The organism is Phytoactinopolyspora halotolerans (assembly GCF_010550675.1).
Lineage (GTDB): Bacteria > Actinomycetota > Actinomycetes > Jiangellales > Jiangellaceae > Phytoactinopolyspora > Phytoactinopolyspora halotolerans.
Genome location: NZ_JAAGOA010000029.1, coordinates 66,522 through 83,756 on the forward strand (window position 1 = coordinate 66,522; position 17,235 = coordinate 83,756).

12 protein-coding genes are annotated in these 17,235 nt (G+C 68.2%); 8 read left to right on the plus strand and 4 right to left on the minus strand.

Annotated elements, in window-relative coordinates:
- The first annotated feature begins 138 nt into the window (after positions 1 to 138).
- Positions 139 to 1,104 (plus strand): alpha/beta fold hydrolase, encoded by a 966-nt coding sequence (locus G1H10_RS28525; protein ID WP_163744375.1) that lies wholly within the window; start codon positions 139 to 141, stop codon positions 1,102 to 1,104.
- Between the two features lie 49 nt (positions 1,105 to 1,153).
- Positions 1,154 to 2,326, plus strand: a complete 1,173-nt coding sequence (gene moeZ / locus G1H10_RS28530) for an adenylyltransferase/sulfurtransferase MoeZ (RefSeq protein WP_163744377.1) — start codon at positions 1,154 to 1,156, stop codon at positions 2,324 to 2,326.
- Between the two features lie 117 nt (positions 2,327 to 2,443).
- Here the strand turns inward: moeZ and G1H10_RS28535 are convergent, their stop codons facing one another.
- Positions 2,444 to 4,870, minus strand: a complete 2,427-nt coding sequence (locus tag G1H10_RS28535) for a flippase-like domain-containing protein (RefSeq protein WP_163744379.1) — start codon at positions 4,868 to 4,870, stop codon at positions 2,444 to 2,446.
- 122 nt (positions 4,871 to 4,992) lie between these two features.
- Here G1H10_RS28535 and G1H10_RS28540 point away from each other — a divergent pair, with 122 nt between their 5' ends.
- Positions 4,993 to 5,304, plus strand: a complete 312-nt coding sequence (locus tag G1H10_RS28540; RefSeq protein ID WP_163744381.1) for an MGMT family protein — start codon at positions 4,993 to 4,995, stop codon at positions 5,302 to 5,304.
- Positions 5,305 to 5,433: 129 nt separating this feature from the next.
- The gene (locus tag G1H10_RS28545) at positions 5,434 to 8,604 is read left to right on the plus strand and encodes an ATP-dependent helicase (protein WP_216853758.1); all 3,171 of its coding nucleotides are present in this window, start codon (positions 5,434 to 5,436) and stop codon (positions 8,602 to 8,604) included.
- Positions 8,605 to 8,993: 389 nt separating this feature from the next.
- On the opposite strand, the gene G1H10_RS28550 is transcribed toward G1H10_RS28545, so the two are convergent.
- Positions 8,994 to 9,602, minus strand: coding sequence for a MarC family protein (locus tag G1H10_RS28550; protein WP_163744383.1), 609 nt, complete (start codon positions 9,600 to 9,602; stop codon positions 8,994 to 8,996).
- A gap of 99 nt (positions 9,603 to 9,701) precedes the next feature.
- Here G1H10_RS28550 and G1H10_RS28555 point away from each other — a divergent pair, with 99 nt between their 5' ends.
- Genes G1H10_RS28555 through G1H10_RS28565 form a run of 3 tightly spaced genes read left to right on the plus strand, consistent with a single transcriptional unit; the run spans position 9,702 to position 14,547 of the window.
- A complete protein-coding gene (locus tag G1H10_RS28555) occupies positions 9,702 to 10,253 on the plus strand; it encodes an ATP-binding protein (RefSeq protein WP_163744385.1) in 552 nt (183 codons plus the stop codon).
- A gap of 39 nt (positions 10,254 to 10,292) precedes the next feature.
- Entirely contained in the window at positions 10,293 to 13,523 is a 3,231-nt protein-coding gene (locus G1H10_RS28560; protein WP_163744386.1) for an ATP-dependent DNA helicase, read from the plus strand.
- Between the two features lie 52 nt (positions 13,524 to 13,575).
- Complete coding sequence (locus tag G1H10_RS28565; protein WP_163744388.1) at positions 13,576 to 14,547, plus strand: NUDIX hydrolase; 972 nt, start codon at positions 13,576 to 13,578, stop codon at positions 14,545 to 14,547.
- 639 nt (positions 14,548 to 15,186) lie between these two features.
- Here G1H10_RS28565 and deoD read toward each other — a convergent pair.
- Entirely contained in the window at positions 15,187 to 15,891 is a 705-nt protein-coding gene (gene deoD, locus G1H10_RS28570; RefSeq protein WP_163744390.1) for a purine-nucleoside phosphorylase, read from the minus strand.
- A gap of 15 nt (positions 15,892 to 15,906) precedes the next feature.
- On the opposite strand from deoD, the gene nudC reads away from it, so the two are divergent.
- Positions 15,907 to 16,926, plus strand: a complete 1,020-nt coding sequence (nudC, locus tag G1H10_RS28575; protein WP_163744392.1) for an NAD(+) diphosphatase — start codon at positions 15,907 to 15,909, stop codon at positions 16,924 to 16,926.
- A gap of 22 nt (positions 16,927 to 16,948) precedes the next feature.
- Here the strand turns inward: nudC and G1H10_RS28580 are convergent, their stop codons facing one another.
- Positions 16,949 to 17,200: a mycoredoxin gene (locus G1H10_RS28580; protein ID WP_163744393.1), complete on the minus strand. Its 252-nt coding sequence runs from the start codon at positions 17,198 to 17,200 to the stop codon at positions 16,949 to 16,951.
- Positions 17,201 to 17,235 lie beyond the last annotated feature (35 nt).

Here is a 17,235-nt window from a genome sequence, read left to right on the forward strand (position 1 = left end):
AAAGCTCGTGAGCGACGTCGCGGGTGCTTCACTTTCCCCGCGACGACGCGCCCCATGCCCGTCGACGTGCGACCCTGTGACGAGTCTGACTGATACTGGCGAGTAATGGGGCCGACAGAGCCGAATACGATCGTAGCTGTGGGTGCGATCACCAAATGGCCCGGGCGGGATGTCGTTCTGTCGACCGGGCACCTGATCCATGAGAGGCGTGCGGCCGCCGGTGCGGACAAGCCGGCGGCGGTCATGGTTCATGGGCTCGGCGGCTCGTCGAGCAACTGGACTCTGCTGATGTCCGAACTCTCCGGCGAGTTCGATCAGTGGGCGCCGGACCTGCCGGGATTCGGTGACTCGCCGCCGTCTGGTGACCACACCGTGCAGGCCTACGTCGCCGACGTGACGGCGTACCTGGAGCGTTTCGACACTCCGGTGCATCTGCTCGGCAACTCGATGGGTGGCCTGATCTCATTGCTGGTCGCTTCTGCGCGCCCGGACCTGGTACGCACCTTGACGCTGCTCTCCCCGGCGATGCCGCAGTATCTGCTGCCATGGGGCGCGCAGGCCACGGCGGTGATGGCCGCGCCCAAGCTCGGTGAGTGGATCCTCGGGCGGGTCAACGACGAGCCCAGTCAGGAACAGATCGAGCGGATGGCTCCGATGATGTACGGCGAGCCGGACAACCTGGACCCGGACGAGTTCGCGTTCGCCGTCCGGGAACGGATGCGCTGGGTGCGGCAGCCGCACGCGGACGACGTCCTGCTCGGTGCGTTGCGTTCGCTGGTCGCTCAGTACCTTGCGCCACATCGGCGCTCACCGTGGTGGGCGGCGCGGAAGGTGTTGTGCCCGACCATGGTCGTGGTGAGCGAACGGGATGCGCTGGTCGGTTCCTGGGTCGCGCGTCGGTGGTGCCGCACCATGCCCGGCGCTCGGGTGGTGAAGCTGGAGCGCACCGGGCACGTCGCGATGATGGAGCACCCGAGGGCGGTGGCCGGGCTGGTGCGGGCCTTCTTGCGTGACGTGTCCAATTCGCGAGACGATGTGTCCACAAAGCGAGCGGTCCCGGCGGGAATGCGCCGTCCCGTGGCACCGTTACGTGTGGAGAGCTAGGGCGATGGCGATTGCCCGACCGGCATCATTTGCGAACTAGGAGTAGATCGTGTCCTTACCACCTCTCGTGGAGCCGGCTGCCGAACTCACCGTCGACGAGGTGCGTCGCTACTCGCGGCACCTGATCATTCCTGATGTCGGCATGGCCGGACAGAAGCGGCTGAAGAACGCCAAGGTGCTGGTCGTCGGCGCCGGCGGCCTGGGCTCGCCTGCCTTGCTGTACCTGGCCGCCGCGGGCGTCGGGACACTCGGAATCGTCGAGTTCGACGAGGTGGACGAGTCCAACCTGCAGCGCCAGATCATCCATGGCCAGTCTGACGTGGGCCGTTCCAAGGCTCAGTCGGCGCGCGACTCGGTCAAGGAGGTGAACCCCTACGTCAACGTCATCCTGCACGAGACGCGGCTGGACAACGACAACGTCCTCGACATCTTCTCCGGCTACGACCTCATCCTCGACGGCACGGACAACTTCGCCACCCGGTATCTGGTGAACGACGCCGCCGTGATCCTCGGAAAGCCGTATGTGTGGGGGTCCATCTACCGGTTCGAGGGGCAGGTCAGCGTCTTCTGGGAGAAGTACGGGCCGCAGTACCGCGACCTCTACCCCGAAGCGCCGCCGCCGGGCATGGTGCCGTCCTGCGCCGAAGGCGGCGTGCTCGGTGTGCTGTGCGCGTCGATCGGTTCGATCATGGTCAATGAGGCGATCAAGCTGATCACCGGCATCGGTGAGCCGCTGATCGGCCGGCTGATGGTGTACGACGCCCTGGAGATGAACTACACCACGCTCAAGATCCGCAAGGACCCCAACGCGGAGCCGATCACCGAGCTCATCGACTATGAGGCATTCTGCGGCACGGTCAGCGACGAGGCGGCGGAGGCGGCAGCGGACGCCACCATCTCGGTCAAGCAGCTGAAGGAGTGGCTGGACGCCCGGGAGCGCGGCGAGCGAGACTTCGTCCTGGTCGACGTGCGCGAGCCGAACGAATACGAGATCAACCGGATCCCAGGTGCGGTGCTCATCCCGAAGGGCGACTTCCTCACCGGTGAGGCACTCGAACAGCTACCCCAGGACAAGCAGGTCGTACTGCACTGCAAGACGGGGGTGCGCTCGGCTGAGGCGCTCGCCGTCGTCAAGGGCGCCGGTATGGCGGACGCGGTGCACGTCGGCGGCGGCGTATCCGCCTGGGTGAACCAGATCGACCCCTCCCAACCCGCCTACTGACCCACACACGTCCCCGCCCTAAATGATCATGTGAAGTGGGTTTCTTCGTGCACTAACAGGTCTGCAGGCATGGTAGTGCACGGGAAAACCTACTTCACATGATCATTTAGGGCCGGACTACAGGAGGCCGCGGCGCTGCATCTGGGTCCAGAGGATCCAGCCCGGGAGGATCGGCAGCCAGAACGAGACGATCCGGAACAGCAGCACGGCCGGGACCGCTGCCGCCGTGCTGACACCGATCGTGGTGACGCCGGCGGTCAGGGCCGCCTCCACAGCCCCCAGGCCGCCAGGCGTCGGGACCGCCATCCCGATCGTATTGCCGACCAGCTGGACGATGGCCAGGTCGGCGATATCCGCGCTGCCGCCGACGGCGCGCAGGCAGAGATAGAAGCACAGCACCAACGACCCCGCTTGCATGAAGATCCCGCCGATGGCGACCGCGAGCTTACGTGGATTGCTGAGAACGTCGAGCAGTCGCGGGAGCCCTCGCTCGGCGAAGTCCGACCAGACTGAACGCAACCGGTGACGGATGGGCGGGATCAGGATGAGCACCACGGCGGCCAACAGCAGCCCGACGATCACCAGCAGGGTCGACTGGGACGGCTCCAGCCCGGCTGCAGCCGAAGACCCGGAGATCACCCCGAGCACCGCGATGGTGGGGAACGTGATGGCGACGTTGCCGACCTGGTTCGCCGCGACGCTGGCCGCAGCCAGGGGCCCAGCGACGCCGGCCTTGGTGAGCAGCCGGATGTTGAGCGCCACGTTGCTCACCGTCGACGGGGCGACCAGCCGGAGGAAACTCAGGCACACCTGGGCGCCGAGCGTTCGCCAGAACGGCACTCTCTCCGGGACGAAGCCGAGGATGGCGAACGCCGCCCCGACAAAGCTGAGGAACATGGCCAGGATGGCCGGGAATATCCAGCGTAGATCGGTCTGCCGCCACAGCTCAGTCAACGAGACGTCGACGAGTTGAGTCCCAACCAGATAAACGGCAGCCACCGCGCCGACCCCTGTGACCAGCGACAACGGCTTGAACCGTTGCAACCGGACCGGCTCGGTCTCGCGCCCGATCCGCTGGATCAGCCCGTCCCGGAGTTCGGTGAGTAGTTCTCGTCTGCCTTGCAACTCACGTCGCACGGTGCGGGGCAGCGCGATGACCTGCAGCAGGGGAACGGCGCTGTTGAGCACGTTGACACTGAGTACTTTCATGGCCGTGTCGATGGTGCGCTCGGCGCCCACCACCAGCGCTGTCGCCACCAGCGCCTGGGCCAGGTCCGCGCGCATAGCCAGATCCGGTGCGGCGACCTCGCCGCCGGACGGGTCCAGCAGCCAGATCTTGCCCGCGTCGGACACCAGGATGCTCCGCCCGGACAGGCGGCGATGCGCCACCTGGTTGCGGCGCAGCCGACGTATCTGCCTCCAGAGATCCTCCAGCATCTCGTCGCTGACTTCGTCGGCGGTGAGTTTCGACAGCGGCTGGCCAGGCACGTGATCGAAGATGATAGCGGTAGCCTCGCTGTTGACCTTGAGCACCTTGCGCAGCTTCGGGGTGCGTACACCTGCGCGGGACACGGCGAGCGACTGCAGGGTGATCTGGTTCACTGCCGTCCGCATGGTGACGGCTTGACGGGGCCGGACCTCCTCACGGGTCCGGACCTGATCCACGGCACGGGCCAGGACGCCGGCACCCTCGGTGTCCCGGTCTAGGACGAGCACCCCGAGCATGCCTTGATCGCTTTCAGCGACATACCGGCGATAACGTTCGACCCGGTCCGCGCGCAGTGCGGTCAGGGCATACCCGTTCGCCTTGAGAACGTTCGCGACCTTCCATCCGTTGGGTGCGACCGACGGCTGTCCGCTGATCAGTCGCACCAGCAGCCCGACGATGTAGCCGATGCTCAGTGAGGCGAGGATCCCCGCGACGGTGATCTCGCCCTCGAACAGGCCGACCGCGAAGCTCGCCGCGATGGCGAACGTCGCGACTTGACGGACCCGCTTGAGGTTGAGCCGCGCGACGACGGTGATCACGGCCACCAAGACGGCCGGATACATCGGCACCGGCGTGCCGGCTTCCCCTTGGATGCCGGGCACGAAGGAGTCATGCAGTCGCTCCGGCGACGAGTTGAGCAACCACTCGGAGACCAGCGTGGCCGTCGCAGCAGCCAGCGATGCGGCGATGAGCAGTTCGAAGGTGGTGCGGAACCGGCCGCGCAGCATGAGGATGACGACGATGACGAACGGAAGCGCCTGGGCGGTGAGGCCGGCCGCGAACGATATGATCTCGACCGGGCCGCGCGGCATGATGCTGTTCAGCTCTGCGAGATCGCCGGTGAGAGCTGTCAGCGTGCTCTCAGCTACCACAGCCAAGGTGACGAGTGTGGTCATTCCGACGGCCGCGAACAGCAGCCGCAAACCGTCCAGGGGCCTGCGGGTACGGCGAGGCAGCGGTGGTTCCTCGACCACCAGCCGACCACCGGAGGTCTCGCCCGCCTCTGTGGTTGCCTGCGTCTTGCTGTTGGCGACGTCGTGCTCGGGCTGCTCCATGGTCGAGCCTCCCCGTGCACGTACTATGTCGGTCGCGTCCGTCATGTCAGTCCGATCGTCGCACGTCATGGCGTAGCCATGTGGTGCCGACCCGGGAAATCGTACCCAGGAGATCATGACTTATGGACGACGAGTACGTCGAAGCTGTACTGAGCCTGGTGGAACGCATCCCACCGGGCCGAGCGATGGCGTACGGGGCGATCGCCGAGATCGTCGGCGGCGAGCTTGAACGCGGTGGCCCACGCCTGGTGGGGTCGGTGATGGCGTCGTATGGGGGAGCCGTGCCGTGGTGGCGTGTGGTGACCTCGTCGGGACGGCTTCCTCCTGGGCATGAGGTAGCGGCTCTGCGTGAGTTGGCGGCGGAGGGAACGCCGATGACCGCCGACGGCGCCCGGGTGGACATGCGCCGCGCCGCATGGTCCCCATCATCGTGATCATCAACGCTGAGTCCGGTCAAGACGCGGCCGGCCGTTGATGATCTACGCGGAGGAGCGGGACTGTCGGTGGGGTGTGGTGGGATGAGCCCGTCGATGGGGCACAGCGAGACGCTCGGGAGGTGAGGCGTGCGGTCGAACGGTGGGCCGGCGGTGCGGTTGGTGCGGCCGGAGCAGGAGCGGGCCGTCGTCGCTCCTCCTCAGCTCGACGAATCGCAACGACGCGTGGTGGAGCATCGCGGGGGACCGCTGCTGGTGCTGGCCGGGCCCGGGACAGGGAAGACGACGACGCTGGTGGAAGCCGTGGTCGACCGGGTGGAACGGGACGGTCTGAGCCCGGACCAGGTTCTGGTGCTCACCTTCAGCCGGCAGGCAGCGTCCGAACTGCGGGAACGGATCGCTCGTCGGCTGAGCCGCACGGTGCGGGAACCGTTGGCTCGCACGTTCCACTCGTACGCGTTCGGCCTGCTGCGGCGCGAGGCCGTGCAACGTGGCGATCCAGCGCCCAGGCTGATCTCCGGTGCCGAACAGGACGTGCTGATCAGGGATCTGCTCCGCGGCGACGTCGAGGAACTGGGTGCGGACTACTGGCCGGAGAAGTTGCATCGGGCGCTGCTGACCCGCGGATTCGCCCGGGAGCTCCGTGACTTGTTGATGCGCGCGGTCGAGCGCGGTCTGAGTCCGGATGAGCTGGAGGCGATCGGGCGTCGTGAAGGGCGTGCCGACTGGGTGGCCGCGGCGCGGTTCGCGCACCAGTATTCCGGGGTGACGGCGTTGCGCAAGCCGCCGTCGTACGACCAGGCCGAGCTGGTGCGCTCGGCATCCGGACTGCTGCGCGACGACCCGGAACTGCTGGCGCGAGAACGAGCCGCGCGCCGGTTCATCGTCGTCGACGAGTACCAGGACTCCGACCCTGCGCAGGAGGAGCTGCTGCACCTGCTGGCGGGCGGTGGCCGCGATCTGCTCGTGGTCGGAGACCCGGACCAGTCGATCTACGGTTTCCGCGGCGCCGAGGTGGATGGCATCCGTCGCTTCCCGGATCGTTTTCTCTCCGCGGACGGCGCGCCTGCCGCGGTGGCGGCGCTGACCGTCTCGCGCCGGTGTGGCCCGGCGTTGCTGGAGGCTTCCCGACGAGTCGCGGCTCGGCTCGGCGGGGCACACCGGCACCGTCAGTTGGAGCCGGGAGATCCGGACATGGCGGGCGCCGCCTCCGTACACGTCCTGGGCAGTCCGAGTCAGGAGGCCGCATTCATCGCCGGCCAATTGCGTGAAGCACACTTGGTGCGCGAGGTGCCGTGGGCTCGGATGGCCGTCTTGGTGCGGGCAGCGTCGGCGATCCCCGTGTTGCGGCGCGCGCTGAACGGTGCCGGGGTGCCGACGACGGTCCGGCTGGAGGAGGTGCCGCTCGTCGACCAGCCGGCCGTACGGGCGCTGCTCGCCATGCTCGAGTTGTCCACCGGCGATCGCGAGCTGGACCCGGAGCTGGCGTTCGAGCTGGTGACAGGCGTTCTGGGCAGTGCTGACCCGCTGGAGCTACGGCGGATGCGGCAGGAGCTGAGGCGCCATGAACTGGCCGCCGGCGGCGGTCGTGCTTCCGGTGAATTGCTGGTGGAGGCGATCGAGCAGCCCGTCGTGCTGACCCCCCTCGACGACGACGCGGTGGCACCGGCGGCCAGGATCGCGACGCTGCTTCACGCCGGACGCGATGCCGCAGCCGCGCCCGGCGCGACCGCGGAAGATGTGCTGTGGGCGATCTGGTCCGGCTCCGGGCTTGCACGGAGATGGGCGAAGACCGCACTTTCCGGTGGCCGCATGGGGCAGAGCGCTGACCGTGATCTCGACTCCGTGGTGGCGCTGTTCGACGCGGTGGCCAGGTACGTGGACCGGATGCCCGGGGCCGGGCCTGTCGGTTTTCTGGAGCACATCCGTGGTCAGCAGATTCCGTCGGACACGTTCGCCGCCGGTGCGCGGCCAGGTCAGACCACCGGGGCGGTGACGATCGTCACCGCCCACGCTGCCAAGGGGTTGGAGTGGGATGTGGTCGCCGTCGCCGGCGTGCAGGAGGGCGTCTGGCCGGACCTCCGGGAGCGGGGAAGCCTGCTCGGCACGGAGGAACTGATGGACGTCGTCGCTGATCGTGAGGCTTCCGCGGTCACCCGGGCAAGCGCGCGCCTGGCTGAGGAACGCCGATTGTTCTACGTGGCGCTCACTCGCGCCCGGCGACGGCTGGTGGTCACGGCCGTCTCCAACGAGGACGAGCAACCATCCCGGTTCCTGGACGACCTCGACCCGCAACCGGCTGACGCGCCTCCGGAGCGGCCGGTGGAGCGGCCGGCGCGCGGACTGGATCTCTCTTCGCTGGTCGCCGAGTTGCGCCGGGTGGTGTGTGACCCGGACGAACCGGAGCCGCGACGACGCGGGGCCGCCGTCCAGCTGGCACGGCTGGCGTCAGAGGGCGTCCGCCAGGCCGACCCGGATCGCTGGTACGGATTGCCGGCTCTCTCGGTCGCCGATCCGCTCGGGGAACCGGATGCGCCGGTACGGGTATCCCCGTCGCGGGTGGAGGAGTTCAACCGGTGCGAGCTGCGCTGGCTGCTGAAGACGTGTGGCGCCACCGATTCGGACATGACCCGCGCGGGTGTCGGCTCATTGGTCCATGACCTGGCCGAGAAGGCCGTGGCCGAGCAGTGGTCGGAAGACATGATGCTGACGGAGCTGGAACGGGCCTGGCCGAGCCTCGACGTCGGCGAGGGCTGGTCGGCCGCGCGCGAGTACGAGCGGGTACAGGAGATGGTGCGCCGGCTTGCGGGCTGGCTCAAGGAGAATCCCCGCCGGCTGATCGGTGTCGAACTCGACTTCGACGTCCGGGTGGGGCGAGCGCGGCTCGTCGGCCGGGTGGACCGGCTTGACGCCGACGACGAGGGCCGGCTCGTCGTCGTCGACTACAAGACCGGCAAGAGCAAACCGACAGCGGCTGAGGTCGGCGAGCATGCACAGCTGGCGACGTATCAGGTGGCCGTCGAACGTGGTGCGTTCGATGACGCCACGGGAGGTGAACGCCGGTCCGGTGGCGCCAGCCTCGTTCAGCTCGGCAAGCCGTCCCGTGGCAAGGCGGATGAGCAGCGACAGTCACCGCTGGCCGATGCCGAGGACCCGGAGTGGGCGCGGAAGCTGCTGGAGCGGACGGCCGAAGGCATGACGCAGCCGGTGTTCCAAGCCCGCCGCGGGAGCTGGTGCGGGTTCTGCCCGGCCAGGCCATCCTGCCCGGTCTTCCCGGACGGCGACCAGGTCACGCCTTGAGGCATGAAGTTCAGCTCGGTTCGTCGTCGGCAGGGACGTAGAAGAAGCCTCGGCCACGTCGACTGTCGCGGCCAGACCGCAAGACGCCTTGTTCGACGAGATTTTCGAGAGCGGCTCGTGCCGTGTTGCCGGAGGCGTTGAGCAGCGAAGCTCCTTCTCTCGACGAGATCCGCTTTCGCGCTCGGGCATAGTCGGCGAGTAGCTGTTCACGCGGTGGTCCGTGATGGCGCGGAGAATCCGACAAGTAGCGAAGTTGTAAGCAGAATCGGTCCGGCGCGCATGTGTTGAGCTTTTCCATCGACCAGCTGCACAGGCGGCGAGTTGATGGAGAGAACGACATCACTGGGTGGGATGGGAACCGGGCGGGAGCGATGACCTTCCGGCGCTGTTCAGCCCGCGCCCTCGATGAATGCCCGGACTGCGTCGGCGACGAGTTGAACGGCGATCGCCGCGAGTAGAAGACCTGCGATGCGGCTGATCAGGAGGATGCCGGACTCACGCAGGACCCGGATGATCACGACGCTGTACCGCATGAAGATCCACAACAACACATGTACCGCAAGGATCGCGGCGGCGACGGCGAGGTAGTCGGCGGCGTCGTCGGAGCGCTGCACGAACACCATGGTCGCGACGATCGCGCCCGGGCCCGCCAACAGGGGTGTGCCGAGCGGGACCATGGCCACGTTGCCTCTGGCCGGGGTCCCCGGATCGTCCATTGCGCCGGTCAGCAACTGCAGCGCCACGAGCAGCAACAGCAGCCCGCCGGCGGTCTGCAACGCGGGCAGGCTGATGCCCAGGTAGTCCAGGATCACTTGGCCGAACAACGCGAATGTGACGATGACGCCCAACGCCACCGCGACGGCGACCAGGGCCGCTCGCTGACGCTGGGCTGCGGTGCTTCCGGCGCCGGTCAGCACAAGAAAGATCGGTACGGTGCCCGGGGGGTCCATGATGACGAACAGCGTGACGAACGCCTCGCCGAACAGTTGCCAGGTCATGCCGCATTCACGCGGGCCATTCTAGGGGCTGACCACCCCGGGCGGCGGCCCTGTCGCACACGCTGATGGCGGGACGGCAGGCGTGGGACGATGTCCGGCATGTTCGTCGTGTTGGTCACCGGCGCCTCTGGTGCCGGGAAGTCCGCGGTCAGCAGATGGCTCGCCGCGCGCGGACACGACGCGCTGAGCTTGGACGGCTACGAAGGGCTCTGCACCTGGGTGGATGAGTGCGGCGAGGCTGTTCAGCGGCCGGACCATCCCAGCCGGGAATGGCTGTCTAGACACGCGTGGATCTGGCGGCCGGACGTATTGGATCGGCTCCTCGAGGACGCGCGTGGCCGCGGAACCGGCACGCTGTGGCTGGCCGGGCATGCCGAGAACCTGGAGGAGGTGCTCGATCGGTTCGATCTGCGGGTGCTGTTGCGGATCGACCAGGCCACGTTGCGGTCTCGGTTGGACGATCCTTCTCGCGGTAACGATCACGGTCGGGTCGGGGCGAGCCGTGCGCACGTGGTCGCGACGTTCGAGGAGTTCCAGTCGCGGCTGGCTCGCTGCTGCGAGAGAGAAGTCGACGCCACCGATGAACTCGACGTCGTCGGTGAGGCATTGGTACGGCAGGTGGCTCCGGTCCGCGGCCGGCCCGGCACCTGAGTCCGGACCGTGTCGGTGCCGCCTGCCAAGGTAGGCGGCATGAGGTTCACACCCAGCGATCTCGCGACGCGGCTAGGCCAGCCGGAGCCGACGGCCGAGCAGGCCGCGGCGATCTCGGCTCCGCTGCAGCCGGGGGTGGTCATCGCCGGTGCCGGCTCTGGCAAGACAGAGACCATGGCGGCGCGGGTGGTGTGGCTGGTCGCCAACGGTCTCGTCCGGCCCGAGCACGTGCTCGGGCTGACCTTCACCCGCAAGGCTGCCCGAGAGCTGGCGGCCCGGATCCGGCGCCGGCTGGCACAGTTGGCCGCGCGCGGCGTGATCGACCCCGGCGACGGTCTGCTCGACGGGGAGCCCACAGTCTCCACCTATGACGCCTACGCCGGGCGGATCGTCACCGAGCATGCCCTGCGGCTGGGACGGGAACCTGGCGCGCGGCTGATCACCGAGGCGGAGGCGTGGCAGTATGCACAGCGCGTGGTGTCGGCGTACGACGGTCCGATGGACGACGTCGAATACGCGCTGTCCACGGTGGTGCAGAAGGTGCTCGATCTGCACGGCGAACTCGCCGGGCATCTGGTCGGCCCGGAGCGGGTGCGCGAGTTCACCGCGGATCTGCATGCCCGGATCCATGCGCTCCCCCGAGCCAAGGGGCAGCGGACGAAGGCGGATGTGTACGCCGACGTCACCAAGGCGCTCAAGGTGCAGAGCGCCCGCGTCGCCCTGCTACCGATCGTGGAGGCGTTTCGGGAGCGTAAGCGCCGAGACGAGGTGGTGGACTTCGCCGATCAGGCCGAGCTCGCCGCTGCACTGGCGGACAGGTTCCCCGAGGTGGCCGAGGTCGAGAGCAGTACCTACCGCGTGGTTCTGTTGGACGAGTACCAGGACACCAGCCATGCACAGTTGGTGCTGCTCCGTGCGCTGTTCGGGGCCGGACATGCGGTCACCGCCGTCGGTGATCCATGCCAGTCCATCTATGGCTGGCGTGGGGCGAGCGCCGGGACGCTGTCGTCGTTCCGGCAGCAGTTTCGGACTGAGAACGACGCTCCCGCTCGGCTCGATTCGCTGACGACGAGCTTCCGCAACGGCGCCGAGATCCTCGACGTCGCCAACCGCCTGTCCGAGCAGTTGCGGGACGAAGGCATGGACGTTCCGGAGCTGACCGCGTTCGAGGGCCTGCCGCCCAGCGAGGTGGTGGTGGGCCTGCACCTGACCGCGGAGGACGAGGCCGCGGACGTGGCGCGTCGGGCGCGTGCGTTCTGGGACGCATCGCCGCCTGGGCGCAGCGCCGCGGTCCTGGTTCGCACCCGCAGCCAGATTCCGCGTCTGGAGACGGCGCTGCGTGCGCTTGATCTTCCGGTCGAGGTCGTCGGCGTCGGTGGCCTGCTCGCGACGCCGGAGGTCAGCGACATTGTCGCGACCTTACGGGTGATCGCGGATCCGGGCCGGGGCGACGCGCTGATGCGGCTTCTCACCGGCGCTCGCTGGCGGATCGGTCCACGCGATCTGGATGCGCTGGCCAGGTGGGCACGTCGGCTCGGCGGCCCGCAGCATCGGCAGGACGGCCCCGAGACCGCCGCGCCGGACGAGATCGACCAACTGAGCATCATCGATGCGCTGGATGCATTGCCGCCCCGCTCGGCTGACTCGACGGGCGACGACGGCAGCCCCGGGGATTCTGCTGGAAGCTCGTTCTCCGCCGAGGGATATCGGCGGCTGAGCGCTCTGGCCGAGGAACTGCGGGCGCTGCGGCGACGCACCGGACAGTCCCTGACTGAGCTGGTACATGACGTCGAGCGGACGCTGGGTCTGGACATCGAGGTGGCGGCGCGACGGGGACCCACCGGCCGGGTGAACCTGGATCGGTTCCTGGACGTGGCATCGGAGTTCGAGGGCGCGGGCGAGTCGGCCAGCCTGCCTGCGTTTCTCGCCTACCTCGAGGCGGCCGAGACGGCGGAGCGAGGGCTCGCCCCAGGTGAGGTAGAGGTCTCCGGAGACCGGATCCAGGTGTTGACGGTCCATGGCGCCAAGGGCCTGGAATGGGACGCCGTATTCGTCACCGGGCTGGTGGACGGGGTGTTTCCATCCGGTGGGGAACGAGACAAGGCCTGGCTGGGTGATCCGGGCGAACTGCCTTATCCGTTGCGCGGCGATGCCGATGCCCTGCCGGTGGTCGACGTCGCGGGAGCAGACGACCAGCAGAGCGTACGTGACGCGGTGGAGCGGTTCACGTTCGAGGCGGCGGACGCCGCGCGGCTGGAGGAGCGCCGACTCGCCTACGTGGCCGTGACCCGGGCACGCTCGGTGCTGGTGTGCAGCGGATACCGATGGGACGATGCGATCCGGGTGCGCGAGCCGTCGCCGTTCCTCCACGAGATCAGTGAGGTTTGCCGGGCCGGTGCGGGCGAGGTGGCGCTCTGGGCCGACGAGCCGGGCGAGACCAACCCGATGGCGGAGAACCAGCCGATATGGGAGTGGCCGTACGATCCGCTGGGCGCGCGCCGAGCCGTCATCGCCCAGGGCGCGGCCATGGTGCGTGCGTCCGCGGCCGGTGACGTCGATCTAGAGGCTGCGGCCGCCATGGCTGAGTGGGACGACGAGGTCAGCCGGCTGCTGGCGGAGCGGGACCGGCAGCGTCGCGGTCGGACCGTCGAGGTGGAATTGCCTGGCCACCTGTCCGTGTCGCAGCTGGTGCAGCTGCGACAGAGTCCGGATTCGCTGGCGCGTGAGTTGCGACGGCCGGTGCCGCGTCCGCCTGCGCCCATGGCGCGTCGCGGCACGCTTTTCCACGCCTGGTTGGAGACGCGCTGGGGGGCACCGCAGCTGGTGGATGTCGACGAGTTGCCCGGCTCGGCCGATGAAGGAGGCGCACCGGATCTGGAGATCGCCGCTCTGCAGGATGCCTTCCTGGCGTCGGAGTGGGCGGAACGGACGCCGATCGAGGTGGAGGCGCCGTTCGAGCTGCTCGTCGGCGGTGTGTTGTTGCGTGGCCGGGTGGACGCCGTCTTCGGCACCGATGCGGGCGGCATCGAGGTGGTGGACTGGAAGACAGGGAGCCCACCGAAGGACTCCGCGGACGCGGCGGTGAAGACGGTGCAGCTGGCCGCCTACCGGCTCGCGTTCGCCCGTCTCCGCGGGCTCCCGTTGGACCGGGTCGGCGCGGCATTCCATTACGTGCGCGATAACTTCACATTGCGTCCTGCCGATCTTCTCGGAGAGTCGGAGCTGGAGTCGCTGGTCACAGCGGTGCCGGAGGCGGAGGGCGAGCTGTGAGGCGACCGACACCTGTTGATCTTTCAGGCATTTGCCGGAACACTTACATCTCGTGATGATCGAGCTGACGCCGCTACGCCGGATAGCTGCGTACGCGATCTGCGCAGATGCGGATGATCGTGTTCTGCTGATCCGGGAGTCGATGAACTCTGGAACGCCAGGTGTCTGGACGCTGCCCGGCGGTAGCGTCCTGCAGGGTGAACACCCGGAGGCGGCCGTCGCCCGTGAGGCGGAGCATGAGACCGGTATCCAGGTGAAAGCGTCGGGAATCGTGGACGTCGTCGCCGATACGCGAGAGCTGCGGCATCGGGGTGTCACGCTGCACACCGACCGGATCATCTTCCGCGCAGAGCCCGTCGGCCCCGTCACCGGCCCCGGGGGTGACGGGGTTTCGACGTCGCCGAAGGTCGACGCCGTTGCCTGGGTGAGTCGCGACGAGGCGGCGTCGCTGCAATTGCGTCCGTTCGTCGCACAGGCCCTGAAGCTTCCGCTTTCCGCCGAAGATCTGCCACCGGAGCAGATGCCGGAGCTACCGGGGTTCCATATCGTGGAGTCGCCCGACGGGCGGCCCACGGTGCAGCGGTTCGCCGCCTACGGTGTGGTGCGCGATCCCATCGGGCGACTGTTGTTGACGCAGGTCGCCGAGGGCTATCCCGGCGCCGGCAACTGGCACCTGCCTGGCGGGGGCACGGATTTCGGTGAGCAACCCACGCAGGCGCTCCTTCGTGAGCTGGAGGAAGAGACGGGGCAGCTGGGGCGCGTCCGAGCGCTTCTCGGTCTGGGTAATCACCATGAACCCGCGCAGATCGGTCCGGAAGGGTTTCCGATCGATTGGCACGGCGTGCGCCCGTATTACGACGTATTCGTCGACGATCCACAGCCGCTGAACATCGTCGACGTCGGCGGCTCGACCGCGGCCGTCCGCTGGTTCACACCGGACGAGGCGTCGTGGCTGCCGTTGACTACGGTCACGGCTGAGGCGTTCGACGCAGCCGACATCGCCAGCGAGATTCTCCGCCGTTGACGCAGCGTGCCTGCGCGCCGCCAGCTGTCGTAGGTGCGCGGCGCCATCTTGCCTGTGGGCCCAACTCACCCAGGGAGAAGCGCCATCCCGCCTCGGGCGTGCCATCGCGCTGGGCTTCACGTGGGGAGCGCCGTCACGTTGGGCTGCAAGCATCTAGGCGGCGGCCTCATCTCGTCGGGCCGAGACGGCGTGGCAGAGACGGCGTGGTCGGGGCGGCGTGCGGTCGGCGTCGGTGAGCCTGACCGATGGGCCTATCGCGGTGTCGTGTGATCTGCCGTGTGACTCCTGGCCGGATTCTGGCATCGTGCGCCGAGTCGTGGCGCTCCACGCCGCTATACGCGGTCAGAGTGCGCACGACAGCCTGCACGGCTGCCAGAACCCGGTATTCAGCGGCCTACGTTCACACGACTGCACGCACGGCCGTCCCTCCACCGGCCGACACTCCCACGACAGACCACACGAAGCCGTTGTGCGCGGAGCCGTGTGAAGCTGAGCCGGTTATGAGGCGGGCCATGTGGTCTGCCGTGCGAGCGAGAACCGGTCGACAGCAGACTGTGTGGCTTGTCGTGCCACGACCACCGGGCCCTACCGTGGGCGACGTGTCCGAGCTGGGCGGTCTCCTCGCTTGGGGTACCGGTGTCAGGCAGTGACTGTCGCGAGTGTGAGTTCGACCATGTCGGCAAAGCTGCGCTCGCGTTCCTCGGAGGACAAGGCCTCGCCGGTGACGAGGTTGTCGCTGACCGTGTTCACCGACAGTGCTCGCGCTCCGAACTTTGCGGCCAAGGTGTACAGCGCCGATGTCTCCATCTCGATCGCCAACACGCCGTACTGTGTCAACCGCTCTCGTAGTTCGGGTCGGTCGTGATAGAAGGCATCGGTGCTGAAGATCTGACCGACGTGGTGCGGCACGGCTGCTGCCTCGGCTCGCTCGACGTAACCGCGGACCAGCGAGAAGTCGGCCGTCGGCGCGAAGTCGAAACCCTCGAACCGCAGCTCGTTAAGTGACGAATCGGTGCAGCCGCTCATCGCCACGACGATGTCGCGCACCTTGACCGTCTCCAGCAGCCCGCCACACGATCCGACCCGGACGAGGGTCTGCGCTCCGTACTCGGCGAGCAGCTCGTGTACATAGATCGCCAGCGACGGTTGTCCCATCCCGGTGCCCTGTACGGAGATGCGGTGGCCTCGATAGGTTCCGGTGAAGCCGAGCATGTTGCGGACCTTCGAGTAGCAGACGGCGTCCTCGAGGTAGGTCGTCGCGATCCATTCCGCGCGCAGCGGATCGCCCGGAAGCAGCACAGTGTCGGAGATCTGGCCGGGAGCGGCGCCGATGTGGATGCTCACGGAGCACGACGTTACATGCGCCCGTTCGGTGTGCGGAACTTCCCCGCGGCGGCCGGTGCCGAGCCGGCCGTTAAGCTCGGGGCCGTGGACGACGCCTATACCTTGCCCGGTCCATTAGCGCTTTCCCGTTCCACGGTCGACCGCGCCGCGCATCTGCGCGGCGATGAGGAATGGCTGTCGCAGGCGTGGGCGGATCCGTCCACCAAGGTGCTCGTGGTCGGTGATGGAAAGGTGGCGGCCGACGGCGCGGCGTTGCGGTTCGTCCGGCCGGACCAGGCCCCGCCGGGCGAGCGGTACCTGCTCGGTGTCGAGGATCGCACGGTGTATGCCGCCGTGCGTGCCGACGGCGTGTTGGACGCCGGGGCGAGCGGAGCCACCGTCACGCACGCCGACGAGGCAGTGGGGGCGTCCGCGTCCGAACCCGCCGCGAACGGTCTGAGCCTGCGGGAGGTCGGCTCGGCCTTGAGCGATCGCGACGCGGGGCTCGCGGTGCACGCCATGGCGCTCGCGAACTGGCATGCCACCCACGGGCACTGCCCCCGGTGCGGCGCGCCGACCGTCGTTGCGGAAGCGGGCCATGTCCGGCGCTGCCCCGCGGACGGGTCGGAACACTATCCACGCACTGATCCAGCCGTCATCATGCTCGTCGTCGATGAGAACGACCGATGCCTGCTCGGCCACCAGCGACGCTGGCCGGCGCGGCGCTACTCGACGCTGGCGGGCTTCGTGGAACCGGGTGAGACGCCCGAGCACGCCGTCGCTCGCGAGGTCGGCGAGGAGGTAGGGATATCGATCAGCTCCTGCCGGTATGCCGGCGCGCAGCCGTGGCCGTTCCCGTCCAGCCTGATGTTGGGGTTCTACGCGACCGCGCCCGGCGCCGAGCCCACACCCGACGGTGAGGAGATCGAGATCGCGCGGTGGTTCACGCGGGATGAGTTGGCGGCGGCGATCGGCGGTGGCGACGTGTTACTGCCGCCACCGGTCTCGATCGCGCGCCGGTTGATCGAAGGGTGGTACGGCGGGCCGATACCCTGAACGGCCCCGCCGTGGCTCGTCGTTACGCTGCGGCGATCTCGGCGAGCTTGCTCTTCACCTCGGCTGGGCTCGGGTTTGTCATGGCGCTGCCGTCGGAGAAGACGAGCGTCGGAACGGTGGCGTTGCCGTGGTTGATGCTCTTCACCAGCTTGGCCGCTTCGGGATCGGCCTCGATGTCCACCTCGTCGAAGGTCACGCCCTCCCGATTGAGGGTGCGTTTGAGGCGGCGGCAGTAGCCGCACCACACCGTGCTGTACATGGTGAACGAAGGCATCGATTCTCCTGTCGACGTTATCGCTGACGCTGGTA